This window comes from Streptomyces sp. NBC_01283, from assembly GCF_041435335.1.
In the GTDB taxonomy this organism is placed as follows: Bacteria; Actinomycetota; Actinomycetes; order Streptomycetales; family Streptomycetaceae; genus Streptomyces.
On record NZ_CP108430.1, the window covers coordinates 1,539,182 to 1,564,050 of the forward strand.

The following is a 24,869-nucleotide window of genomic DNA, read 5'->3' on the forward strand; positions in this document are numbered from 1 at the left end:
GGCCACGCGGAGACCGGCATCAAGTACCGAGCCGTACCGACCCACTTCGACGCGGACAAGACCAACCCCCGTATGGCGGGCGGAACTCGACCTGCCCGCCCGCCAAGCGGCCTTGTGCACACCGACAGCTCCGCCCCCGAGGAGTACCGCATGTCCCCCCAGCACCGCACCCCCGGCGCGAGCGCGGAGACGACCGCCGCCCCCACAGGGGAGGCCGGGCCGTCCCCTGTGCCGTCCGCGCCGGACGAGAAGACCGGGTCCACAGCACCGGACAAAGCAGCTGCCCCGAGCACCCCGGACGAGAACGCGACCTCCAAGGCTCCCGAGGCTGAGGCTCCCGAGGCAGGGCCCGCCACCTCCCCGGCAGGAGAGGCAACCAAGGCCGCTCCGAAGTCACCCGCCGGGACACCCAAGGAGGGCCAGGGCGAGAGCGAGGCCGAAGGCGAGAACGAGAGCGCCTCCGTGGCTGCGGCTGCGGCAGCCGGAACGCCACCGACCGGCACCAAGGCAGTCACGGGCGTCGACGGTGTACGCCCCCGCAAGCCGGTGCTGGCCGGCGCCGCGATAGTCGGTGCCGCCCTGATCGCGATACCGCTGCTCCTGGTCGGCAGCGCGAGGGACGACGGCCCCCCGGACAGCGGCAAGGAGTTGTCGGCGGGAGGCTCCGACACCGTCCTGAACCCGAGTTCCGGCCCCGCCGCGCTCGACGACTACAAGGCCAAGAAGCCCAGCGCTTCCCCCTCCAAGAAGAAGTCGAAGAAGCCCGAGACCCCGAAGGCCATCGCCCCCAAGGCCGTGGTGCCCACCTCGGAGCCGAGCCCGAGCAAGACGCCCGAGAAGAAGGCCGAGTCCAAGCCCAAGCCCAAGGCGGCCCCGAAGCCGAACTGGACCTCCGAGACCGTCTCGGCCCCCAGCGTCCTGGAGGTCAAGCAGGCCTGGACAACCAACCGCATCCGCATGGTCATGCAGACCGACGGCAACCTCGTCGTCTACAACGAGAAGGGCAAGCCCCTCTGGGCGTCCATGACCTTCGGCGAGAACCACCGGGCGATCTTCCAGCAGGACGGCAACCTCGTCATCCACAACGGCGACGACCGCCCCATCTGGGCCTCCCGAAGCCACGGCCACGAGGGCGCCCAACTGGTGCTCCGCCCCGACGCCAAGGTGGTCATCGTGCACAACGGCCGGGTGGTCTGGTCGACGTAACACGACAGCACGCGGCATGGGCACCCGTACGACGTACCGCGTGGCACGCTGACCCCCGTGGGTCCGTGATCGTCGAGGAGGTTTGCCACGTGGCGCAGCAACAGCCGGCGGAGACTGCCGTTGCCCCGGATGTCCGCGCCGAGGAGAACCGGCTGCGCAAGGACCTCGGGTTCTGGGGCCTGACCGCGATCGGTTTCTCCAACATCCTCGGCTCGGGCTGGCTCTTCGCCGCCATGTACGCCGCCCAGACCGCAGGACCCGCCGCGCTGCTCTCCTGGGTCGCGGCCGGCCTGCTCTGCGCGCTGGTGGCCCTGGTCATGGTCGAACTCGGCGCCACCAGGCCCGAAGGCGGCGGCACGGTCCGCTGGCCGCTGTACGCGAACGGCCGCCTCGTCGGCACGGTAGTCGGCTGGTCCGTCATGCTCTCCGTGGGCGGCACCGCGGCCGAGATCAGCGCGATCATGCAGTACGCCGCCCACTACGTGCCCGGGCTCTACCGCGACGGCAGCCTCACCGCGTCGGGTCTGGGTGTCGCCACCGCACTGAGCGTGCTGCTCACCGCGCTGAACTGGTTCGCGGTGCGGATGTTCGCCCGCATGAACAACCTCGTGTCGGTGTTCAAGGTCGTCGTCCCGCTGCTCACGGTGGTCGCCCTGTTCCTGTCCGGCACTCACTCGGGCCGCCTCACGGACCACGGCGGGTTCGCCCCGTACGGCTACGCGGCCTGCCTCACCGCACTCGCGGGCGGCGGCATCGTGTACTCCGTGAACGGCTTCCAGGCCCCTCTGGACTTCTCCGGAGAGGCCCGCAACCCGCGCCGCAACGTCCCCGCCGCCGTCCTCACCGGCATCGGCCTCGCGGTGCTCGTCTACCTCGGGCTGCAACTCGCCTTCCTCTACACGGTGCCCGACTCACTGCTCGCGCACGGCTGGCAGGGAGTCAACTTCGAGTCACCGTTCGGCCAGCTCGCCCTCGTCCTGAACCTGCACTGGTTGGCCACCCTGCTCTACGCCGACGCGGTGGTCTCCCCGGGCGGCTCCGCCTACGTGGGCGTCGCGATCGACGCCCGCCACACCTACGCCCTCTCGAAGAACGGCCTGCTCCCCCGCTTCTTCATGCGCATCGATCCCCGCTCCGGCATCGCACGCCGCGCCCTGGTCCTCAACCTCGCGGTCATCATCGTGTTCATGCTCCCGTTCGGCGGCTGGCAGGACATCGTGAGTGTGATGGGAGACATGTACCTGATCATCTACGCGGCCTCGGCGGTGGCCGTGGCGTCCTTCCGGGCGCACGACCGGGAGCGTGGCCTGCCCCTGGCGGACGGCCACATGCCGGGGGTCCGCTGGATCGCACCGGTCAGTTTCGCCGTGGCGACCGAGTTCATCTACTGGTCGGGCTGGGACGACCTGCGACTCGCCCTGCCTCTCGTCCTCGCCGGTGTCCCGCTGTTCCTGCTGCAACGACGCAGGACGGCGGGCAGCCCTCCGGCCGAGGAACTGCGCCAGGGCGCCTGGATCGTGTTCCACCTGGCGGCACTTGCCCTGCTGTCGTGGCTCGGCACGTTCGGCGGCTCCGGCCATCTGCCGGCGCCCTACGACTCGCTCGTGGTGGGCGTCGTCGCCTTCGCGGTCTTCGCCTGGGCAGTCCGCTCAGGCACAGCCCACCTCCGCACGAACCCCGCTCACTGAGCGGGGACAGGGACGGGCATTCATGCACCCGGCCCTGCCCCACGCATTCCCCTCCCAGCCGTCACACCGAACGATGAGTCAGCCGCGACGCGGCTTCTGCTCTGGCTGCTCCGCCCAGGCCCTGGCGAACCGTTCGTGAACGGGGATCGGGGTGGCGAGGGCTGCGGGGCCGTCCGCCGGGGCGGGCGGCGCGGGGCGGGGCGCCTTCGCGGCAGTGAGTTCCTTGCGGACGGCGCGGTGGTGGTCGAGGGTCCAGGTGTTCCAGCGGCGGACGGTGCGGTCGGCCGGACGGTCGAGGGCGTGCAGTTGAAGGTGCAGGGCCGCCGCGTCGCGGCCTACGCCGAGGGCCGCCGCGGCCTCTTCCACCAGAGCCGGGACGCTGAACAGCGGGTTGGTCTCGTACTGGCCCGGCGGGACCGGGGTGACGGCGGAGCGGTCCGCCAGCCGGCGCAGGGCGGTGAGGAGATCGGCGGGGGCGTCCGTGAGCCGGTCGACGAGGGCGCGGGCACCTGCCGCGGCCGGGTCACCGACCGGGCGTTCGGTGAGCGCCCAGGCGGCGGCGGTGGCGGCGGCCCGCACCCCGTCGGCGGCCAGGGGCTCCGGGACGCGGCCGGTGAGCAGGGCAGTGGCCCAGGTCTCGGGGAGGCCCCGGTCCGCGGCGAGGGCGGCGGCGTGGCTGCCGTCGTCGGTGTACGGGCCGGTGCCCAGGAGTCCGGCCCAGGCGGCGGCCATCCGTTCCGCGGCGGCGGTCATACCACCGGGCGCCCACAGCTCGGCCGGGTCCGCGGGCAGGGCTGCCGCGAGCATGGTGCGCCGGCCGGCCGGGCCGAGCCGCGCCCGCACATCGTCGTACGCCCAGACGGTGTCCCGGTCCGCCTTGTACGGCTTGGCGCGGAGCAGCTTGCGATGCTCGTCGTAGTCGTCTCTGCCGGCGAACCCGTCCAGGACCAGGGCGGCGATCGGGCGCGGCACTCCGGTGCGCCAGCGGAACAGGTCCACCGCCTCCTCGGGCACCGGCAGCGGTCCGTGTTCGGCAAGCAGGGCCAGCAGGCGGGGCAGCCGGGTGGTGTCGTCGCCGGTGATGGTGTGGGTCTCGCACTCCTCGGCGTCGGCGGGCGCCGGGCCGTCGGCGCGGTGGAGGAAGGGGGCGAGGCCGCTGCGGACCGGGCCGGAGGCGATCAGGGCGCCGCCGCCGCGGAGTTCGGCGATCCGCTGCTCGGGGGCGCGGCCGGTCCGCCAGACGCTGTCGGCCTCGGCGAACGGCTGTCGGCTCCACACGCCGAGCAGGGCGGTGAGAGCCTGCCGTTCCTCGTCGGGGGTGGCGGCGACGACGGCGCGCCAGGCAACTGCGTCGATCCGGCCGGTCAGCACCGCCCACTCCGGCGGCGTGGCGGGCAGAGCGAGCACCCGGACCTCGTCCTCGATCTCGCCGCGTAGGTACCGGCCGTCGGCGGCGACCGAGGTGAGGAGCGCGGGCTGCGGCTGTGGTGGATGCTCCTCGAAGGGCCGCAACTGGGGCAACAGGCCACGCAGCGCGGGGGTGAGGCGGGTGTCGGGTGCCGGGTCGGGCAGGTCGACGACCGGACCGGACCGCATCACGGCGACCCGGTGGGACAGTTCCCGGCGGCGGCGCAGTACGTCGGCGGCGAGTTGGGCGGCGCGGTCGACGCCGGCCCGGATCCGCGGGTCGGTCACGCCGGGCAGCGGGTGGGGCATGTCGTTGCCGCTCCCGGCGCCGGGGTGCAGTAGCCGGCGCACGTCTGTGTCGGCAACGGCCCGCAGGGCCTTGGAGGATGTTTCGTCACGGGGGATGAGGAAGTGCCAATAGGCGGGCGGCGGCACGGGCCCGGCCTGCTCGCCGAGAGTGGCGCGCACCGGGGAGCGGTCGCGGCTGCCGGGGAAGCCCCTGACCTGCCAGAGCAGGGAGTTGTCCTCGGCGGCGTGGCTGCGGATGGTGACCTCGCCGGTCATGACGGCGTCCTCGCCGCCGAGCGGCAGGGCGAGGATGCCCCAGGGGCGGCGGCCCCAGCGGCGGCTGCGGTAGGAGGCGGTGCGGCCGTCAATGGTTTCCAGCACGAAGGCGCGGGGTGACGGCCCGTCGTGCGGCGTGCGGTAGTGGACCCGGCAGCCGGCGAGCTGCCCGTCCTGGCCCAGCGGGGAGGGCGGGGCGCCGGCCGGCAGCGCGGCGAGGATCCGGTGGTCGGCAAAGGGCTCGGTTCCGGGCGGGGTTTCGGCGGGGCGGTGGAATGCGGGCAGGGCGCGGTCGTCGGTGGGGGTTCCTGTGCCCGGGTCGAAGCGGGCCCAGCCAGTCCTGCGTTCGCCGAATACCTCGGAGCTCCAGAGGGCGTGGCCGTCGTACATCTGGTAGTCGCGGTGGCCGACACCCTCGTGGCCACCGGCGCGCAGGACTCGTTCGCCGTCGAAACGCCCACCGCCATCAGGGGTCTCGAACTGATAGCCGAGGCCGCCCTGGATGCTGCCGCCGTAGGGGGCCAGTCCGAACGTCTGCTCCGGTTCGAAGGTCTCGCCGGGCCGGTCGGACCAGTAGGCGTGCCGGGGCCGCGAGCCGCCCTCGGCTTCACCCCACGCGACGAGGAACCGGCCACCCACCCAGTGCACGGTGTGGGAACGGGAGGCGTCGGGCAGTTCCAGGGTGTGATCGCCGCGCCGGCCTGCGTGGTCGACCGCGATGGCGCGCGCTTCCCCGTACACGGTGAGCACCGGCCAGGTGCAGGTGACGTGCACGGTCTCGTCAGGACGGAACTCGGCAAGGGCCCGCTCCAGGGCGGGCCAGCCCAGCTCCTCGGGCAGTCCGGCGCGCAGGGTGCGGGCCAGCGGGCCGGTGAGGTCGAGGGCGTCGAGGGCTTCCTCGATGCCGTCCAGGGCGATGGCGGTGGGCCGGTCGAGGAGATCGCGCAGTTCGTCCACGGCTTCGTCGGCGGCGGCGAGGCCACCGCCGCGCAGGGCGTCGAGGAGCTTCTCGATCCGGGCGTGCACCTCGGCGGCAACGCCCGGGTTGTGCGGGAGCCGGCTGATGGCGGTGCCGGGGCGGGGCCCGGCGGTGGCACCGGGACGGGAGCGGAGCCCGGCGTGCACGGTGTCCTCCAGACGGGGCCCGAACACCGGGTCGGCGGCGAGCGCCTTGAGGTCCCGCTGCGAGCGCTCGTCCCAGAACTGCAGGCGGATGGCGGCGCCAGGGTCCTCGACGGGTATGCCCTCGGCGAGGCAGAGGTCGAGCAGGTCCGCGTCCAGGTGCTGCCACCGGTAGCGGTCCTCGTGCAGCCGGACCGGGGTGCCGGCCGCCCGCAGCAGCGGTGCGAACCGGCCCACCAGGTCGAGGAGTTCGGCCGGCATGGGCTGACTGGTCACCCCGCCGCCGGCGACACGGCGGTGCGAGTAGTCGGCGCAGTAGCGGCGCAGCCAGGCGCCTAGGCCGCCCTCAGGGGCGATCCGGCCGGCCGCTGCCGCGTCGGCGGCGCCGCAGCGGATGAGCAGCCGCAGCCAGGCAGCCGCGTTGTACTTCGACTCGGGGAACAAGTCCAGGAGTCGTGTGGCCTGGTCGTCCGTCGGCGGGTGCGCGGCGAGCGGTCCGGCGGCGGCGTCGAGCAGCCGGTCGGGTACGGCCTTGCCGCCGGCTGCGGCCAGCAGCCCGCCCAGCACCCGGGCCTCCTCATCGGTGCCGAGGCCGGCGGCGCGGGCCGAGTCGCGGACCCGGCGGGTCAGGTCTGCGGGGAGCTCGCCGGGCGACGCCGCCCAGGTGATCAGCAGATGGACGAACTCACGGTGTGCGTCGTCGGGTTCGAGGATCGAGGTCAGCCAGGTGTGGTGCCCGCTGAGTTCGGTGGCGGGCAGGGCGCCGAACCGGGCGAACAGCAGCACATTCGCCCGCCGCCAGCCGGCGTCGACGTGCAGCCGGTGATCGCGTTCGGCAGCGCGCGCCTGGCCGTAGGCGCGGGCGGCCGAGCGGCGGTGCGTCTCCAACAGCCAGTGGCCGACGGTGTCCCAGAACCAGGGCAGATGGGCCGTCGGCAGACCTCGGGCCAGGCCCTCCATGTCGTCCACGAACCGGCCGGGCTTCTCCCAGGCCCGCCCCCGCTTCCGGTCGGCCTCGTCGAGGACGGCGAGCGCGGCGGCCTCGGCGGCCGGATCACGGGTGCGCGCCCAGTCGGCGTAGGTCTCGGAGATGCGGTGGTTGGCCGGGAGCGGGACGACAGTGTCGGTGCGGCTGGTCATGCCCCGATCGTGCCAGGCGGTACTGACAGGACTGCGTGGAGACGGCTCCCGTACCGGAATCAGGCCGCGACGAGCTCCGGCTCGCGGTCCGGCATCTTGAGCTTGGGCTTCTTGTTCGGCAGCGAGAGCCGGAAGACCTTGTGCCACGCGGAGAACACCTGCTTGGGCAGCGGACCGGTGACGTACTCCAGCTCGTACTTCTCGAACAGCGCGCGCACCTTCACCGCGACCTCGGCGTACCGGTTGCTCGGCAGGTCCGGGAACAGGTGGTGTTCGATCTGGTGCGACAGGTTGCCGGTCATGAAGTGCATGGCCTTGCTGCCGCTGATGTTCGCCGAGCCCATCATCTGGCGCAGGTACCACTGGCCGCGCGTCTCGCCCTTGATCGACCGGCGCTCGAAGACCTGCACGCCCTCGGGGAAGTGCCCGCACATGATCACCGAGTGGGACCAGATGTTGCGGACCAGGTTCGCGGTGAACGTGGCGCCGAGCGTGGGGAGGAACGACGGACCCGAAAGCAGCGGGTGGATCACGTAGTCCTTGAGCACCTGCTTGCGGATCTTGCGGCCCACGGCCTTGGCCCGCGCGCGGAACTCCGGGTTCTTGCGGCGGCGCTTGTCCAGGTTCTTGCCGAGCTCCAGGTCGTACGCGGCGATGCCGTACTCGAAGAAGCAGGCGTTGAGGAAGTTCCACAGCGGCTGGCCGAGGTAGACCGGGTGCCACTTCTGGTCCTCGTCGACGCGCATGATGCCGTAGCCGAGGTCGTTGTCCTTGCCGATCACGTTGGTGTACGTGTGGTGCAGCTCGTTGTGCGAGTGCTTCCACTGCTCGGACGGCGAGACGTGATCCCACTCCCAGGTGCTGGAGTGGATCTTCGGGTCGCGCATCCAGTCCCACTGGCCGTGCAGGATGTTGTGGCCGATCTCCATGTTGTCCATGATCTTCGCCACGGACAGACCGGCGGTGCCGAGCAGCCACGCGGGCGGGAAGATCGAGAACAGCAGCACACCCCGGCTGACCAGCTCGAGCTTGCGCTGCGCCGAGATGACCTTACGGATGTAGGCGGCGTCTTTCTCGCCGCGGCCGGCAATCACCTCGTCGCGGATCGCGTCCAGCTCGCGGCCGAGCTCCTCGATCTGCTCCGCGGTCAGGTGGGCGGTGGGGTCGATGGCGGTCAAGGTACTCCTACCGTTCGATGTCGCAGGGGCCCGCCGCGGCGGACACGCAGGTCTGGATGAGGACGCCCGGCTCGGCCTCGGTGATCTCGCCGGTGCGCAGGTCGCGGACGGCGCCGGCCTTGAGCGGCGTGACGCAGCCGAAGCAGATGCCCATGCGGCACCCGGAGGGCATGAGCACGCCGGCCTCCTCGCCGACGTCCAGCAACGGCGTGGCGCCGTCCGCGTCGGCTGTCTTGCCGGTGGCGCTGAACGTGACCTCGCCGCCGTCGCCGACGACGACGATGCTGGGGCGGAAGCGTTCGGTGTGCAGGCGCTCTTGTACGCCGTGCTCACTCCAGTGCTCTTCGGCGGCGTCGAGCAGGCCCGCGGGCCCGCAGGCCCAGGTCTCGCGCTCGGCCCAGTCGGGCACCAGCTCGTCGAGACGGGCGATGTCGAGCATGCCGTCCGTGTCGGTGTGTACCTCGGTGAGCCGCAGCTTCGTGTCCGTGACCAGGTCGTGCAGTTCGTCGCGGAAGATCACGTCCTGCGGCCGTGGCGCGCAGTGGACCATGACGACGTCGTCGAACTCGGTGTCGCGCAGCATGCCCATCACGGGCGTGATGCCGCTGCCGGCCGTCAGGTAGAGCACCTTGGCGGGCCTGGCCTGCGGCAGCACGAAGTCACCGGTCGGCTGGTCGAGCTGGATCAGCGTGCCGGGTTTCGCTCTGCGGACCAGGTGGTTGCTGACCTTGCCGTCCGGGATCGCCTTCACGGTGATCGTGACGCGACCGTCCTGGCGGTTGGTCGGCGAGGTGAGGGAGTAGGCACGCCACAGGCGCACTCCCTCGACGTCGACCCCGATCCGCACGTACTGACCGGCCGTGTGGCCGCGCCAGCCCCGTCCCGGCCTGATCACGATGGTCGCGGCGTCATCCGTCTCGGGGTGCACGGCCTCGATGCGCCCACGCAGGTCGGCGCCCGCCCGGAGCGGGCTGACCAGGTCGAGGTAGTCCGACGGCAGCAGCGGCGTCGTGACCATCTCCAGCAGTTTCCAGGCCCTGCCGCGGAGGGCTGTACTCGTCATGACTTCAGCTTGCTGCGCCTCAAGGCGTAAAGTCCTGACCGCAGGACGTAAATCTGGTCGGCCAAATTGTTCGCAGGAAACAAAAACGTGAGCCATGCAATCCAGAGGGCCAGCGAGCTGGCCCTGGACGAGACGACGGTCACCGCACTTCGGGCCGCGGTGAAGACCACCGCCGACGAGGTCGTCCAGGCGATCATCGACGAGGTCCCTCCCTACGCCAACGCCCTGTCGGGCCGCATGGGCGCCACCATCCGCCGCGCCGTCCGCACCACCCTGGGGCACTACCTGGACCTCGCGAGCGGGCACGCCACCGGCGGCGACGCCGGTGACGCGGCCTACGAGCTGGGCCGCGGCGAGGTGCGCGACGGCCGTTCGATGGACGCCCTGCTCAGCGCCTACCGCGTCGGCGCCCGCGTGGCCTGGCGGTGCCTGGCAGCGGGTGCCGTACCCGCAGGTCTGCCCGCCGCCGAGGTCGCCAAGTTCGCCGAGCTGACCTTCGCCTACATCGACGAGCTCTCCGCCGCGAGCGCCGCGGGCCACGCCGACGAACTGGCCGCCCGGGGCAGGGCCCACGAGCGCCACCTGGAACACCTGGCCCGCGACCTCCTCGCCGGCGCGAGCCCGGACGTACTGCTGGCCTCGGCACAACGTACCGGGTGGCAGCCTCCGGTCACGCTGACCGCGGTCCTGCTCCCCGCTGCCCAGGCCCGGCCCGCCTACCGCGCGCTCGACCCGAGCACCCTCGTCCTCGACGATCTGCCGGACGCCACCGGTGTGCTGCTCGTCCCCGACGCCGACCGATCACACCTCCTGCGGCAGCTGACCGACCGCACCGCCGTGGCCGGCCCGGCCAGGCCATGGACTCGTGCGTCCGACTCGTACGCACGAGCCGCACGCGCACGCTCCCTCTCCCCCGATATCCGCGACACCGAGGACCACCTGCCCGAGCTGGTACTGAGCGCCGACGCGGACGCGTTCGCGGACCTGCGTGCCCGAGCCCTCGCACCGCTGCGGACCTTGCCCGCCGCGACCGCACGGCGGCTGGAGGAGACGTTGCGGGCGTGGCTGCTGCACCAGGGCAGGCGGGAGGAGGTGGCGGCGGCGCTGTTCGTCCATCCCCAGACGGTCCGCTACCGGATGTCGCAGCTGCGGGAGCTGTTTCCGGATCTCGCATCGCCGAACCGGGTCCTTGAACTGACGCTGGCGGTCGGTCTTCGGGGCGGCTGACGCGTACTTCGACGCCCACGAAGTCCACGAACGCCTCCGCGAGCGGTCCAGGCGGAGCCTCGGGAAGCCCCCTAGGGAAACGGCCTTCATGTCGACGTGGAGGGCGCTGCCCTGGCACGAGCTGACCGACGGCCCCGTGCCTCCCTTCCACCAGGTCAAGCGGACGACCGTACGACCGACCGGGCCGGCCCGGCACACCGCGCGGGAGATGATAGAGAGGGAATGACGAAACGTGAGGTCAGGAGCTTCCATGACGAAGCGGGTCCACCGACCCCGTGAGGACGCGGAGTTCAATTTCATCCTCGGGATGAGCGGAGTTCCGGTCCTCGCCTACTTCACCGGGACATGGCCCAAGGCAATCGAGCCCTGCCGGGTGATGGACCTCGTCGTGGGTGGCATCGCCGACGAATACGCGGGCCGCCTGACGGCCGTCCGCGCCGACATCACGCGTTGTCCGGCCGCGACCGAGCGATACGGGATCACCGGAGCCCCGTCCTACGTCCTGCTGAAGGAGGGAGAGGCGGTGGCGCACGGCACGGGGCCCATGACCACCGCCGAGGTACGGAAGTTCCTGGACGGCCACCTCTGAGCGGCCGCTGCGGTCGAGGGGGAGCACGGCTCCATGACGGGCATTCGAACAAGGGGGCGAACAGTGCGGCCCCCTGCCTCGTACACCAGACCCGGCAGCGGAGATGTTCCATGGGAGAGACCGGATCGGGGACCCCAGATCCACCGCCGGTTGACGTCGCTCCCAGATTTGCTCCCGAATTTGAACCTGCGACCTCTTCCCCCCCCGGTCAAGTGCCTGGTTCTGACTTGGAGTTCTGAAGCCCCGTCGGCACCCGTACGACGCCGTACGCGTAAGTCCGGCGCCAAGGAGATCCGTCAGATCGGCTTCTCACTCCCAACCCCACCGGCACCGGTGCCGGGCCAACTCCCGCGAGCGGGACATCCTCACGCTCATCGGGGGCGGGCTCACCGACCGCGGGATCGGCAAGAAGCTCCGCCCGTCCGAGAAGACGGCGAAGAACCACGTCTCCCCGCCGCTGGCCCAACTCGGCGTCCAGCACCGTGTCCAGGCGGCGGCCCTGGCCAGCCATCCCGGACAGACCGACTCCACCGACCACCCGACGCGATGAGCCCGTCCAGCCCCGCCTCATCGTCCGGGCCTGCTACCGGGCCGGACCCGTGTGCGGTCAGCCTCCGACCGCGGCTCCGTCCGCGCTGACGGGGACCCGCCACACCAGCCGCGTGCCACCGCCCTCCGGCCGTTCGTCGAGCGTCAGCGTTCCGCCGAGGGTGACGGCCCGCTCCTCGATGTTCTTCAGCCCGCTGCGCCCGACGCCCCCCGGCACCCCGCAGCCGTCGTCCGTCACCGTGAGCGTCAACTCGCCCCCGGCGCACTGAAGCCGGACGTCCACCGCTTGCGCTCCGGAGTGCCGGGCCGCGTTACTGAGTGCCTCGCCGAGTACCGCGACGGCGTGGTCGGCGATGTCGTCGGGGACGTCGGTCTCGACGAGCCCCTCGATGCGCAGCGCGGGCGGGAACCCCAGTGACGTGGCCGAGGCCTTCACTGCCTCGGACACCCGGCCGCGCAAGCCGTCGCTCTCCCGCCCGCCCCCACCGTGGGTGCGCAGTCCGAAGATCGTGGACCGAATGATCTTGATGGTGTCGTCGAGGTCGTCGACGGTCCGTGTCAGCCGCTCCATGCCCTCGGGGTGCTCCATGAAACGCTGGGTGCTCTGCAGGGTCATGCCGGCCGCGAAGAGCCGCTGGATGGCGATGTCATGGAGGTCGCGGGCGATGCGGTCCCGGTCCTGGAGCAGGGTGATCTGTTCCGCGTCCCGCCGCCGCTCTGCCAGCTCCAGAGCAAGCGCCGCCTGGTCGGCGAAGCCGAGCAGCGGCCCGGAGTCCACGACGCCGAACGGCGTACCGCCGGGCACGCGGCCCAGCAGCAACACGCCCCGCGCCTTCCCGCCGGCGCCGAGCGACACCGCGACCACGGGCCCGAGCCCGGCCCACTGGGCTTCGCCTTCACCCGTGCGGGAGTCGTGCTCGACGTCGGCGCTGACCACCGGTTCCATCGCGCCGAGTGCCGCTCCGACGAAACCGCCCCGCGCGGACAGCACCAGACCGCTGCGTTCCTCTCTGCCCAGGCCGACCGCCAGGGCCGGTCGCAGTGTCTCCTCGCCCGGTACCCGCTCCGCGATCAGCCCCATGTCGGCGGAGACGATCTTCCGGGCCTCGTCGACGATCAGTTCCATCACCTCCGCGCTCGGCGCACCGGTCAGGAGCATGCTGGTGACCTTGCCGCTGGCCCGCTGCCAGCGCTCGCGCAGCCTGGTCTCCTCGTACAGCCGTGCGTTCTCGATGGCCACTCCGGCGGCCACTGCCAGCGTCGACAGGACCGACTCGTCCTCCGCGTCGAATTCCCTGGCGCTGCGCTTCTCGGTGAGATAGAGGTTTCCGAACACCTCGTCGCGCACCCTGATCGGTACGCCCAGGAAGGAGTGCATCGGCGGGTGGTTCGCCGGAAAGCCGTACGACGCCGGGTGCTCCGACAGCTCCGGCAGCCGCAGTGGCACAGGGTGGCGGATCAGCTCTCCGAGGAGACCGTGCCCGCTGGGCAGCGCCCCGATCTCCGACCGCCCCTCTTCGCCGATGCCGACGGTCAGGAACTCGGACAGGTTCTGGTCACCGCCGATCACGCCCAGCGCTCCGTACTCAGCGTCCACCAGCACCACCGCGGCCTCGACGATGCTGCGCAGCACCTGCGGCAGGTCGAGTTCCCGTCCGACCGAGAGGACGGCCTCCAGCAGGCTGTGCAGGCGGTCCCGGGTGCCGCGGACCGCGTCGATCCGCACCTGCAGCTCCCCCAGCAGTTCATCGAGGCGCAGCTTGGGCACGTGCTCCTCGGAACCGCCGCGTCCATCCCCGCTCATGACTTCCTCCGACCGACACAGCAGACAAGGCAGTTCGCACCGGTTCCCCTGTGTTCACCGTACTGTCCGGGGGCCTCGGCATCGTCATCAAGCGGGCCGAAGACAGGCTGCACGGGGACGAGACCCCCGTGCTGACGGTCGACGCCGGAGCTGAACCATACGGGTCCGACGAGCCTCATGCCGTACGTGCGGCAGGCGGCCCGGCCGCGTGCCTCGACGGCCGAGAGCTGGACGTCGTCCTCGTCCAGTTCGATGGCGCGACGCACCTCCGGACCGTCGAAACGGCGTGCGGTGCGCAGGCCCAGGTCGGCGAAGAGCTGGAGCACTTCGTGGTTCTCAAAGAGCGCGTCGGCCGTGAACGTGGTGCTGCCGTCCGCACGGGCGGCGGAGACCAGGTGCTCGACCGGTCGTGTGCCGACGCCCCGGTGGTGCAGTCCGTCGGCCACCGCGACGGAGATCTCAGCCGTGGCCGCTTCGTCGCCGACCTCGTACTCGGCCTGGCCGCTCACCTGGCCCTTCGACTCCGCCATCAGCACCCGGTGGCCGGGGCGCGGCAGCGTGCAGGGCCCGGTCGGCGGACATCTCCTCGCAGAGACCGCGCGGTTGCTCGTGATCGCCCGGCCGCACGGGACGTATGCACGCGGTGGTGCCGTCCGAGAGCAGGGCGTGGACCGTGGGCTGTCCGGGGTTGCGTTGGGGGTTGGTCGGCCCTGGAACCTGGCCCCGCACGCGCAATGGGCCCAGGCCAGCACCTGGCGGACATCAAAGGTGCGGCTGCGGGCCGGACGGGGTGGCAGTGCCACCGGTGTACGGGTCGGCGTCCTCAGCAGTCGGCCACCAGCGCCGCGGCGGCGCCTCCACCCGCTGCCCCCGGTCGGAGAAGGGTCTGTTCCTCACTGGTCGGGATGCCTGCGGCGGGCTCGACGACCGGTGTCGTCCGGCAGGCCGGGAGGTCTCGGCAAGGGGTCGCTGAAGTGGTGGGCAGCGATCCGTGCGTCGTGCTGCGCGTTGAGCAGGTGGATCAGGCGCATCCCGATGCCGATCGCGAGGACGATCACCGCGATGACGATGAGGGTCTCCATTGGGCTCACCTCCAGCTGTTTTCGGGCGGCGGGAGGGCGCTTCGGCCCATCGAGTCTCCGAAGGGCGACATGCAGGCCCCGCCTTCGTCCTCCCAGGCGGCTTCCCGGCGCCCGGCATCGCGGATGCCCCGCCCGATGACGGCTTCGTTGGCCATCAGGGCGCCCGCTGTGAAGACGCTGCCGGGGATCGCGGCGGCGGCCATCAGGCGCGCCCCGGCCGTGGGTGCGGTCTCGGGCGGGATGACGAGGAGGTCCCAGCGCCCCACCGTGTAGGAGAGCAGGATGAGCTTGTCGGGGTCCTGTTCGGTGAACCAGCCCACGTGCAGCCTGCGCCCGCCCACGGGCACCGTGTGAGGGACGACGGGCCAGCGTGTGGGGTTGACGGTGACGCGGGTGATGCGGCCCCAGGATTCCTCCAGGGCGGCGGCGAGTGGCGGCAGCTCGGCTTCGAGGTCTCGGGAGTAGGGCCACCAGGCCCCGTCCAGCTGGCCGCGCAGGGTGGTCCTCGGAGTGAGGGACAAGCGTGCCGGGAACTCTGCGGCGAGGTCGCGGGGCGCGGTCCGGTCGAGGGTCGTGGTCATGATGCGGACCTGCCCCCGGACTGCCCGTCGGCAGTCCGGTTTTTAGGCGATCGCCGGAAGTGACACCCGCGTGAAAGCCGGTGTGCGAAATACTCCCGGTGCTTTCAGCGTACGCCTGATCGGCGCACTCTGACCGGGTTGACCAGGCATTTTTCCGGCGGGCAGCGGAGCGGGCGGCGGGAGTATCGTGAAACGAAGCGGGCGCGTGCACGTCGCCGACGGGCACCGGCGTGAGCATGGGCGCCGACTGGCGGCAACGCACGGCCGCACCCCGTAGACGGGCGAACCGACATGGCTGACTCCGACATCTCCCCCACGCCCCCGCTGCTCCTGCCGAATGCGATCCACCAGGCGGTCAAACCCGGTACGGCCCTGTTGCGCCTGGAGACCACGCGATCCCGGGAGGGGCTCCTCGACGGCGCGTGGTGGCCGCGCACGCGCGACATCGAGACCGAGCTGCCCGCGCTGATCAGCGTGTTGACCGGGCACCTCGGGCCGATCACACGGGTGGGCGTGGACGCGTCCGCCTGGAACAGCCTCCCGACCCGCCTGGTCATCGACGACCAGGTCGTGCACCTCGACTCCGACCCGGTCGGTGACGACACCGTCCTCATCACCCGCGGCGTCAACGACCACTTCGCCCTGCTGGTGGTTCCCCCGGACACCGCAGCCGACGCCGCCCGCGAAGCGATGGCCCGCGCCGTCCGTGCGGACAACATCACCCAGGCCGCTCAGATCCTCGTCGCCACCACGCCCGAACCCGAGACGTCGCCCTGAGCGGACCCAGGACCGACCCCCTCAGCCCAATTCACTTACGCTGAACGGTACTTACTTGACTACCCGGCCTCATCCCGTCGGCGAACCCTCGCGGGATCCGCCGCCCGCCCTTCCACGACGCGCGTTCCCCTTCAGGGTCCGTTCGTGCCGGGCACGTCTTCGGCCAGCCCCCACCTGGATGTGCGGTCAGTGCGCCTCTGCGCCCGAAGAGTCCGTGACCGGGACGAGGACGACGTGACAGCGCGCATGATGCAGGAGCGCATGGGTCACCGGGCCGAGTTGCAGTCCCAGCGTGTACTTCCGGCGGTGTGTGGCGATGACGACGACCTCACCCGTCGCGCAGGCGTCGATCAGTGCCCGAGCGGGTGCGACACGTACCGAGCGGTTGTCCAGTCGCACGAAGGGGTGCTCCTTGCGGAGTGGAGCCACGACTGGCTCGGTCGACGCCTCCTCCCGCCGTGCGCGGGACTCGCGGTCACCGTGCGTGCGGTCGTTCCGTCCGAAGGCCCATGCGTGCACGACCGACACCCCGGCGCCTCGTCGGAGGGCCTCCGCGAAGGCGAAGGACGCTGCCGGAGCGTCCTCCTCCCCCCGCACGCCTACGGCGACGGTGCGAACGCGGGGCATCGTCCGCACCGGAGGTTCGTCCCGGACGACGAGCAGCGGGCTTCGGCAGTGCGCGGCCATGCGCAGGCTCACGGAACCCAGGAGCAAGCCCGCGAATCCGCCGTTGCCGCGGGTGCCGACCACGGTGAGGGCAGCTGTCCGGCTCCTCCTCACCAGCACTTCCACGACGTCGTCCGCGACGGCGGCGGTGGTGACCTGTACGTGCGGGGCCAGCGCCGCGACGTGCCGGGCGGCTTTCGCCAGGATGTCCGGCGCATCGTCGTCCAGGGGCTCGAACGCGCCGCCCCAGGGCCAGGCGTGGACTATCTCAAGGGGTACCCGGCGGCGGTGCGCCTCCCCGGCCGCCTGTCCGAGTGCGTGCGTCGCCGCTCGGGATCCGTCCGTACCGACCACGACGTGGCCGTGCGGGCTTTCGCTTCGCCGGCTCATTTCCTCTCCTTCTCGTGCTGACCGTGAAAGCCGCGCAACACGGTGGCTCCGGATGCTCTGGTTCCGGCGTCACGGCTTCTGTGCCGTGGTGGGGTGTTCGCGCGCCGGGTCGCGGGGGCCGACTGGCTGACCGTGCCCCCGCGACCCCGCCTCACGAGTCCCTGAAGGTCAGTTGGTCCAGGTCCAGTCGCTGACCTCGGGGAGATCGGTGCCGTGTGCGCGGATCCACGCATGGTGGCGCAGCCGTACGTCCGCCATCTCCTGGCGGACGGCGGCGGCGCGGACGGCGAGACCGGGGACGCGGTCGATGACGTCCATGACCAGCCGGTAGCGGTCGAGGTCGTTGCGCACCACCATGTCGAAGGGCGTGGTCGTGGTGCCCTCCTCCTTGTATCCGCGCACGTGCAGGTTGGCGTGCCCGGTGCGCCGGTAGGTGAGGCGGTGGATGAGCCACGGGTAACCGTGGTAGGCGAAAACGACGGGCTTGCCGGGGGTGAACAGGGCGTCGAAGTCCGCGCCCGACATCCCGTGCGGATGCTCCTCCTGCGGGAGCAGACGGGCCAGGTCGACCACGTTGACGACCCGGACGGCGAGGTCGGGCAGGTGGTGTCGCAGGAGCTGGGCGGCGGCCATTACTTCCAGAGTGGGGACGTCCCCCGCGCACCCGAGGACGACATCGGGCTCTCCGTCGTGGTTCTCGCTGCCGGCCCAGTCCCAGATTCCCGCGCCGCGGGCACAGTGCCCCCGGGCCTCTTCGAGCGTCAGCCAGTCGAAGCAGGGCTGCTTGCCCGCCACGACGACATTGACGTAGTCGCGGGAGCGCAGGACGTGGTCCGCCACGGACAGCAGCGTGTTGGCGTCCGGCGGCAGGTACACCCGTACGACCTCAGGTGACTTGTTGAGGACGTGATCGATGAAGCCGGGGTCCTGGTGGGAGAAGCCGTTGCTGTCCTGCCGCCAGACGTGCGAGGTGAGCAGGTAGTTGAGCGAGGCGATGGGACGCCGCCACGGCAGGCGCCGGGAGGTGCGCAGCCACTTGATGTGCTGGTTGACCATGGAGTCGATGATGTGGACGAACGCTTCGTAGCAGGAGAAGAGGCCGTGCCTGCCGGTGAGGAGGTAACCCTCCAGCCATCCCTGGCAGGTGTGTTCCGAGAGGATCTCCATCACCCGGCCGTGCGGGTCCAGGTGCTCGTCGGTGTCCAGTGTCTGTGCCTGCCAGGCCTTGCCGCTCGCCCCGTACACGTCCTGGAGGCGGTTGGAGGCGGTCTCGTCCGGTCCCACGAGCCGGAAGTCGCGCCGCTGCGCGGTGTTCTCCATCACCCCTTCCAGGAGGCCGCCCAGGACCCTGGTGGGCTCGTGCAGGGTGGTGCCGGGTTTGTCGACGGGTACGGCGTGCCGGTCCAGCGACGGGATCGGCAGATCGCGGACGAGTAGCCCTCCGTTGGCGTGCGGGCTCGCGCCCAGCCGCCGGGTTCCGGCCGGTACGCATTCCAGTACGGCGTCGACGGGGCGCCCGGCCTCGTCGAAGAGCTCCTCGGGCCGATAGGAGCGCATCCACTGTTCCAACTGGGCCAGGTGGTCGGGGTTTTCGCGCACTCCGCTCAGGGGGACCTGATGGGCGCGCCATGTCCCCTCGACCGGCAGCCCGTCGACCTCGGCCGGTCCGGTCCACCCCTTGGGTGTGCGCAGGACGATCATCGGCCAGCGGACGCGTTCGCTCACGCCTTCTTCGCGGGCTCGCCGCTGCGCGGTCCTGATCAGGTCGAGCGCGGTGTCCATCGCGTGCGCCATGGCGCTGTGCACCCGCAGCGGTTCGTCGCCCTCGACGTGCAAGGGCTCGTGCCCCACGCCCCGCAGGAAGTCGTCGAGTTCCTCCCTGGGCAGGCGTGCGAGCACGGTCGGGTTGGCGATCTTGTAGCCGTTGAGATGCAGGATCGGCAGGACGGCTCCGTCGTGGACGGGGTCGAGGAACTTGTTGGAGTGCCACGAGGCCGCCAGCGGTCCGGTCTCGGCCTCACCGTCGCCGATCACGCATCCGACGAGGAGATCCGGATTGTCCAGGGCCGCGCCATAGGCGTGGGACAGGGCGTATCCCAGCTCGCCGCCCTCGTGGATCGATCCCGGCGTCTCCGGCGCCACGTGGCTGGGCACGCCGCCGGGGAAGGAGAACTGCCGGAAGAGCCGGCCCATGCCGGTCTCGTCCCGGCTGACGTCCGGATAGGTCTCGGAGTACGTGCCCTCCAGCCAGGAGTTCGCCAGGACGGCGGGACCGCCGTGGCCGGGCCCCCAGACACAGACGGTGTCCTGCCCGCGCTCCCGCGCCACCCGGTTGAGGTGGGTGTACACGAGGTTGAGGCCGGGCGAGGTTCCCCAGTGCCCAAGGAGCCGGGGCTTGATGTGTCCGGGCCGCAGCGGCTCCTTGAGGAGCGGGTTGGACATCAGGTAGATCTGGCCGACGGCCAGGTAGTTCGCGGCCCTCCAGTGTGCGTCCAGCGACGCGAGTGCGATGTCGTCGAGGTAACGGGCGTCTCCCCGGGCATGGCTGTCCATGTCTCGCTCCCTTGGCTGATGGCGAGCCGGTCCGGGCCGTCCGCCCCGCCGGTGGCAGGGGCCTGTGGCGACGACGGTCGCCGCCCGGCCGGGAACGGTCACCGACCGCGGTGACGACCACGGACGGCCTCGCGCTGCCGCCCATCGTGGTCGCCGCGACGGGCGGCGGGAGAGGGGCCGTTCGGCCCCGTGCCGACGCCGGGTGGCCTCTCTTGTGTCACGGCCGCCGGTGCGAGGGTCGAACCGAACGAGCCTGTGCGGACCGAACGAGCCTGAGCGCACCGAACGAGTTTGTGCGGACCGAACGAGCCTGTGCAGAGCCACATCCAACAGGAGGCGAACATCATGCTGCGTCCCGTCATCGCCGGCATCGACGGATCTCCCGAGAGCCTGGCCGCCGCCGGCTGGGCGGCGCGGGAGGCGCAGCGCCGTGACACGGCACTGCGCCTCGTCCACGCCTGGGCATGGTCCCCGCATCCCTCCGCCGCCGTCCCCTCGACGACCAGCCAGCGCCAGTGGGCGCAGCGCATCCTGCGCGAGGCCCGCGATCACCTCGTATCCCTGTATCCGCACCTGCAAGTCGAGGAAGCGCAGATTCCGGGAGCTGCTCCGGCCGTCCTCCTGGAAGCCTCGTCGCAGGGCGCGCTTCTCGTGCTGGGCTCACGAGGGCTCAACGGCTTCACCGGCTACCTCGCGGGATCAGTGGGCCTGACCCTCACGGCGCGGTCCATGACCCCCGTCGCCCTCGTCCGGGCGGGCGAACAGGCGGCGGACGCACACCTGTTGAACGCGGAAGGACACAGCTCGACGGAGACTCCGTACCGCGATGTGCTGCTCGGGATCGACCTGGCGCACCCCGGCGAGGAGGCCATCGCCTTCGCTTTCGAGGCAGCGCAGTCGCGCGGCGCCGCCGTGCACATCCTGCACGGCTACCGGCCGCTCTCGATCGCGGCGCCGGGCGCCCGGGGCGGCCGTGAGGTGGCTGCGGAGCACGAGTCGGCCCTCGACGCGCTGGTGCAGCCGTGGCGAGCGAAGTACCCCCGTACGGCGGTGACGACCGCAGCGCTCCAGGGCCGCGCGCAAAGCCTGCTGCTGCACGCCGCGTCCGATGCCGGACTCCTCGTCCTCGGCCGGAGCGACCGGCCCCGCTCCGGTCCGTTCACGGGGCCGATGATCCACGCGGCGCTGCACCACGCCCGGTGCCCGATGGTCGTCGTGCCACACGCCTGACCGGCCACTCGACATCCGGCCGTCGCCTCGTCCGACGACCATGCGCCGATGTCGAACTGCCCTACACGGCCAACCGGTCGGCGGACAGGGCGGAGTACGGGCGGCATGCGGACGGCATCCGACCGGGCCGACCGGGCCGCCGCGCCCTCGACCTCTCGCGCGGGACGAAGAGGGCCGCATCGATCACCCTCGTACGGAGCCCGTCGCGTTGGACCGGCCCTGACCGGCCCGCCGGGCGGGGACCTTCGGACGTGAGAGTTGTCGTGTTCGACACCGACGGCGTCATCACCGACTCCGCGCGGCTTCATGTCGCCGCCTGGAAGATCGCCTTCGACGCGTGTCTGCGCGCACACCCGTCTCGCTGCCGCGACTCTCCGCATACCGCTTCTCCGTGTGCTATCAGGGGCATGAAGGAGTCACCGCGCAGGTACGGGCCGGAGAACTGTGTATCAGCGCGCCCGCCTTTCAGCGATCGGCGATCGCCGATCGCCACCAGGCTTCCCACTCGTACGGTGTCCCTCGCCCCGGGCAGGAGCTGCTCGCTGCCGCTGCACGATCGGTGATGCACGCCCTTCGACCGGACCCCCGGCGCACGGCGACGGCCGGGGCCGGGGCCGGGGCCGGTTGGAGACGGTGAGGGACCAACGGCCCCTGCTGCGCGCTCCCATGACGCGGGGAGAGTGGGGACGTCCCGACGACGGCCAACTCAGGAGGCTCCAATGCCCCGCACCGTGATCGCAGGCATCGATGGTTCACGCGAGAGTCTGGCGGCCGCGGAGTGGGCCGCAGGTGAGGCTTCACGGCGACGACTACCACTTCGGCTGCTCCACGTCCGGGACCCGTCCCCCGGGGTGCGCGCGACGTTCGCCGGTGCCAAGAGGTCACTCTGGCTTGACGGCGGAGCGCAGTCGGCGACCGAGGCACTCCGGACACGGCACCCGGACCTCGATGTCGCAACCATCGACGTACTCGGCAGGCCCGCCGAAATCCTCTGCACGGCGAAGGACCAAGAGCTTCTGGTGCTCGGTTCACGGGGTCTTGGCCGACTGGCGGGTTTCCTCCTCGGCTCCGTCTCGCTGGCGGTCATAGCCCGCAGCACCACCCCGGTCGTCCTCGTGCGGGCGGAGGACACGTCGTCCGCGCGGGAGTGGCTCTCGTCCGGCGACGTCGTGGTGGGCGTGGACACTGCCCAGCCGTCGGACGCCGTGCTGGAATTCGCCTACGCGTACGCCGAACGGCACGGGGTCACGCTGCGGGCGTTGCACAGTTGGCAGCTGCCCCCCTTGTACGGCGGCGATCCGACGGGCGCAATGCGGTCGGCCCAGACCGAACTGGCCACGGTGAGCAGCGAGATCCTCGCGGAGGTTCTGGCGCCCTGGCGGGAGAAGTTCCCCACCGTCGCCGTCACCGAGCGATGCCGGCTCGGTAACCCCGCGCGCGACCTCGTGGAGGCATCGCGCGATGCCGGTCTCCTCGTCGTGGGCCGCAGGGAACGCCGGGCGGACGTCGGCGCGCACATCGGCTCCGTCGCGCACGCGGTGCTGCACCACTCGGTGACCGCTGTGGCCGTGGTACCCCAAGCCTGACCACGCGCGACCGCCGCGCGCCGGCACGGCCGACGCCGACGCGAACTCCGCTCCCCCCGCCGGATCCTCCGGCCGACGACAGGAGGCTGTCCCATGTCCCCCACCTCAACCCCCGGCCCCGCCGCCCCCGCGTCCCGCACCCGGCAGGGTGACATGGGCCGACGCGTGTCGTGGCGTCGAGAGCAACTCGGTCTGTCCCGCCAGGACGTGGCGGAGCGGTGCGGCTCGGCGCCCGGATACATCAGATACGTGGAGGAACAGTCCATCACGTCACCGGGTATCGGTTTTCTGACCAGCCTCGCCGACGCGCTGGAGACGACGGTTGCCGAGCTGTCAGGCGGCACGGCCGATCTTCCACCCGGCACCGGAAGAGCGCCCTACCGTCCCCAGTTCACCGAACTGGGTGTCGGGGAGTGCCGCCGACTGCTGGGCACGCACGGCATCGGGCGAGTGGGCTTGTCCACGCCCGACGGGCCCGTCATCCTGCCGGTCAACTACATCCTGTTGGAGGATGCCGTCGCTTACCGGACTGCCCCGAACGCCCTTCCCGCGTCCGCCGCGGGAAACCGGGTGGCCTTCGAGGTGGACCGCGTGGACGACGCCCTCAGCCAGGGGTGGAGCGTCCTGCTGATAGGCACGGCACGTGCGGTCGCAGACCCCGTCCAGGTGTGTCTGCTGAACGAGAGGGCGCGCTCCCTGCCGTGGACGGGCGGCGACCGCGACCTCTGGATCGCGATCACCCCCACCCGGATCACCGGCCGCCGGATCGCCGCGCGCCACACCTATCTCTCGTCCGCGGTCGCGCGGCCCGAACTGCAGTAGCCCACCCGCGGATCCGGGCGGTCCGCGAGGGCGGGCAAGGTCCGCGAGGGCCGACCGTGGATCCTGCCACTGGAGGAGGGGGCGCTGCTGGTCGGGGTCTACGGGGCGGACTCCCCGAGCTTGATCTGCCCCGCCGGGAACTGCCGCACCAGATCACCCGCTCAAGCACGTCGCCCCGGCAGCCGAATACGTCTCGCCCGGCCTGGACAAGCAGGCCGGTCACGAGAGGAAGCGGGCGGCGGCACGGTCCGAGTCCGGAGCGATCCGGTCCGCGTCCGGAGCGATCCGGTGCGCGTCCCGTCCCGCTCCCCCGCGGTTTGGTACCTTTCACTGGACACGCAAATCGATCGGATGTTCGTTTTCTGGGATCTCCGAGACGTCCGTTGTCGGCAGTAGACGCTCACGTCCTCCGACGTGCGGCGTGCCACACAATCGGACCGGGTGAAAGCTCATGGCAGCAACCGACCACGAAAAGGCGCTGGACACCGCGCTCGCACAGATCGAGCGGAAATTCGGCAGGGGTGCGGTCATGCGCCTCGGCGAGCGGCCCCATGAGCCCATCGAGGTGATCCCTACCGGATCGACCGCGCTGGACGTGGCGCTCGGCGTGGGCGGTCTGCCCCGCGGCCGTGTGGTGGAGGTGTACGGACCGGAGTCCTCCGGCAAGACCACGCTGACGCTGCACGCGGTGGCGAACGCGCAGAAGGCCGGCGGCTCGGTGGCGTTCATCGACGCCGAGCACGCTCTGGACCCCGAGTACGCCAAGAAGCTCGGCGTCGACACCGACAACCTCATCCTGTCCCAGCCGGACAACGGTGAACAGGCGCTGGAGATCGCCGACATCCTGATCCGCTCCGGCGCGATCGACCTGATCGTCATCGACTCCGTCGCGGCCCTGGTGCCGCGCGCCGAGATCGAGGGCGAGATGGGCGACTCCCACATGGGCCTGCAGGCCCGCCTGATGAGCCAGGCCCTCCGAAAGATCACCAGCGCGCTCAGCCAGACCAGGACGACGGTCATCTTCATCAACCAGCTGCGCGAGAAGATCGGCGTGATGTTCGGCTCGCCGGAGACCACGACCGGTGGCCGCGCGCTGAAGTTCTACGCCTCGGTGCGGCTCGACATCCGCCGGATCGAGACCCTCAAGGACGGCACGGACGCGGTCGGCAACCGCACCCGCGTCAAGGTCGTCAAGAACAAGGTCGCGCCGCCCTTCAAGCAGGCCGAGTTCGACATCCTCTACGGCCAGGGCATCAGCCGCGAGGGCGGCCTGATCGACATGGGCGTGGACAACGGCTTCGTCCGCAAGGCGGGCGCCTGGTACACGTACGAGGGCGACCAGCTCGGCCAGGGCAAGGAGAACGCCCGCAACTTCCTCAAGGACAACCCCGACCTCGCCAACGAGATCGAGAAGAAGATCAAGGAGAAGCTCGGAATCGGGCCACCGGCGAAGACCGAAGTCGCCGAGGACACGGACGCCGTCCCGGTCCCCGACGCCGCACGGACCTCGTCGGGAAACGCCGCCTGACACGGCCCCACAGCACCAGACGCCATTGTCATCCACCGTGATCCACTCGGCGGTGTCATTCACGAATACACGCAGGTCGCCTAAGGCTTGTCCCGTAAATGATCTTCGACGTGGTCG

18 protein-coding genes and 2 pseudogenes are annotated in these 24,869 nt (G+C 71.2%); 11 read left to right on the top strand and 9 right to left on the bottom strand.

Annotation, left to right across the window (positions count from 1 at the left end; all coding sequences use genetic code 11):
- The first annotated feature begins 150 nt into the window (after positions 1–150).
- Complete coding sequence (locus OG302_RS07155) at positions 151–1,206, top strand: mannose-binding protein (RefSeq protein WP_371750043.1); 1,056 nt, start codon at positions 151–153, stop codon at positions 1,204–1,206.
- 152 nt (positions 1,207–1,358) lie between these two features.
- Positions 1,359–2,894, top strand: a complete 1,536-nt coding sequence (locus OG302_RS07160; protein WP_371750044.1) for an APC family permease — start codon at positions 1,359–1,361, stop codon at positions 2,892–2,894.
- 78 nt (positions 2,895–2,972) lie between these two features.
- On the opposite strand, the gene OG302_RS07165 is transcribed toward OG302_RS07160, so the two are convergent.
- The 3 genes from OG302_RS07165 to OG302_RS07175 are packed head-to-tail and all read right to left on the bottom strand — an operon-like array spanning position 2,973 to position 9,368.
- The gene (locus OG302_RS07165) at positions 2,973–7,127 is read right to left on the bottom strand and encodes a hypothetical protein (RefSeq protein ID WP_371525963.1); all 4,155 of its coding nucleotides are present in this window, start codon (positions 7,125–7,127) and stop codon (positions 2,973–2,975) included.
- Positions 7,128–7,186: 59 nt separating this feature from the next.
- Positions 7,187–8,305, bottom strand: coding sequence for a fatty acid desaturase (locus OG302_RS07170; protein WP_371525964.1), 1,119 nt, complete (start codon positions 8,303–8,305; stop codon positions 7,187–7,189).
- A 7-nt stretch (positions 8,306–8,312) separates the two neighbouring features.
- Entirely contained in the window at positions 8,313–9,368 is a 1,056-nt protein-coding gene (locus OG302_RS07175) for a ferredoxin reductase (RefSeq protein ID WP_371525965.1), read from the bottom strand.
- 87 nt (positions 9,369–9,455) lie between these two features.
- Between OG302_RS07175 and OG302_RS07180 the strand changes: the two genes are divergently transcribed.
- The 4 genes and pseudogenes from OG302_RS07180 to OG302_RS07195 all read left to right on the top strand — a co-directional run.
- Positions 9,456–10,595: a PucR family transcriptional regulator gene (locus OG302_RS07180; RefSeq protein WP_371525966.1), complete on the top strand. Its 1,140-nt coding sequence runs from the start codon at positions 9,456–9,458 to the stop codon at positions 10,593–10,595.
- A gap of 88 nt (positions 10,596–10,683) precedes the next feature.
- Positions 10,684–10,821: a hypothetical protein gene (locus tag OG302_RS07185; RefSeq protein ID WP_371525967.1), complete on the top strand. Its 138-nt coding sequence runs from the start codon at positions 10,684–10,686 to the stop codon at positions 10,819–10,821.
- Between the two features lie 24 nt (positions 10,822–10,845).
- Complete coding sequence (locus OG302_RS07190; protein WP_371525968.1) at positions 10,846–11,184, top strand: thioredoxin family protein; 339 nt, start codon at positions 10,846–10,848, stop codon at positions 11,182–11,184.
- A gap of 349 nt (positions 11,185–11,533) precedes the next feature.
- Positions 11,534–11,734 (top strand): annotated as a pseudogene (locus OG302_RS07195) (LuxR C-terminal-related transcriptional regulator); the annotation flags it as partial.
- 57 nt (positions 11,735–11,791) lie between these two features.
- Here the strand turns inward: OG302_RS07195 and OG302_RS07200 are convergent.
- The 4 genes and pseudogenes from OG302_RS07200 to OG302_RS07215 all read right to left on the bottom strand — a co-directional run bounded on the left by OG302_RS07200 (position 11,792) and on the right by OG302_RS07215 (position 15,200).
- Complete coding sequence (locus OG302_RS07200) at positions 11,792–13,537, bottom strand: GAF domain-containing protein (RefSeq protein ID WP_371525969.1); 1,746 nt, start codon at positions 13,535–13,537, stop codon at positions 11,792–11,794.
- Positions 13,538–13,731: 194 nt separating this feature from the next.
- A pseudogene (locus OG302_RS07205) lies at positions 13,732–14,119 on the bottom strand (N-acetyltransferase family protein); the annotation flags it as partial.
- A gap of 311 nt (positions 14,120–14,430) precedes the next feature.
- Positions 14,431–14,619: a hypothetical protein gene (locus OG302_RS07210; protein WP_371525970.1), complete on the bottom strand. Its 189-nt coding sequence runs from the start codon at positions 14,617–14,619 to the stop codon at positions 14,431–14,433.
- Between the two features lie 5 nt (positions 14,620–14,624).
- Positions 14,625–15,200, bottom strand: coding sequence for a DUF5994 family protein (locus OG302_RS07215; protein WP_371525971.1), 576 nt, complete (start codon positions 15,198–15,200; stop codon positions 14,625–14,627).
- Between the two features lie 291 nt (positions 15,201–15,491).
- Between OG302_RS07215 and OG302_RS07220 the strand changes: the two genes are divergently transcribed.
- Positions 15,492–15,977, top strand: coding sequence for a DUF5994 family protein (locus tag OG302_RS07220; protein ID WP_371525972.1), 486 nt, complete (start codon positions 15,492–15,494; stop codon positions 15,975–15,977).
- Positions 15,978–16,163: 186 nt separating this feature from the next.
- Here the strand turns inward: OG302_RS07220 and OG302_RS07225 are convergent, their stop codons facing one another.
- The gene (locus OG302_RS07225) at positions 16,164–17,033 is read right to left on the bottom strand and encodes a universal stress protein (RefSeq protein WP_371525973.1); all 870 of its coding nucleotides are present in this window, start codon (positions 17,031–17,033) and stop codon (positions 16,164–16,166) included.
- Positions 17,034–17,201: 168 nt separating this feature from the next.
- The gene (locus OG302_RS07230) at positions 17,202–19,586 is read right to left on the bottom strand and encodes a phosphoketolase (protein ID WP_371525974.1); all 2,385 of its coding nucleotides are present in this window, start codon (positions 19,584–19,586) and stop codon (positions 17,202–17,204) included.
- A gap of 345 nt (positions 19,587–19,931) precedes the next feature.
- Here OG302_RS07230 and OG302_RS07235 point away from each other — a divergent pair, with 345 nt between their 5' ends.
- The 4 genes from OG302_RS07235 (at position 19,932) to recA (ending at position 24,752) form a co-directional block, all read left to right on the top strand.
- A complete protein-coding gene (locus tag OG302_RS07235; RefSeq protein WP_371525975.1) occupies positions 19,932–20,816 on the top strand; it encodes a universal stress protein in 885 nt (294 codons plus the stop codon).
- Between the two features lie 719 nt (positions 20,817–21,535).
- On the top strand, positions 21,536–22,402 hold the full coding sequence (locus OG302_RS07240; RefSeq protein WP_371525976.1) for a universal stress protein: 867 nt from the start codon (positions 21,536–21,538) through the stop codon (positions 22,400–22,402).
- Positions 22,403–22,495: 93 nt separating this feature from the next.
- The gene (locus tag OG302_RS07245) at positions 22,496–23,224 is read left to right on the top strand and encodes a helix-turn-helix domain-containing protein (protein ID WP_371525977.1); all 729 of its coding nucleotides are present in this window, start codon (positions 22,496–22,498) and stop codon (positions 23,222–23,224) included.
- Positions 23,225–23,675: 451 nt separating this feature from the next.
- Positions 23,676–24,752, top strand: coding sequence for a recombinase RecA (recA, locus tag OG302_RS07250; RefSeq protein WP_371525978.1), 1,077 nt, complete (start codon positions 23,676–23,678; stop codon positions 24,750–24,752).
- Positions 24,753–24,869 lie beyond the last annotated feature (117 nt).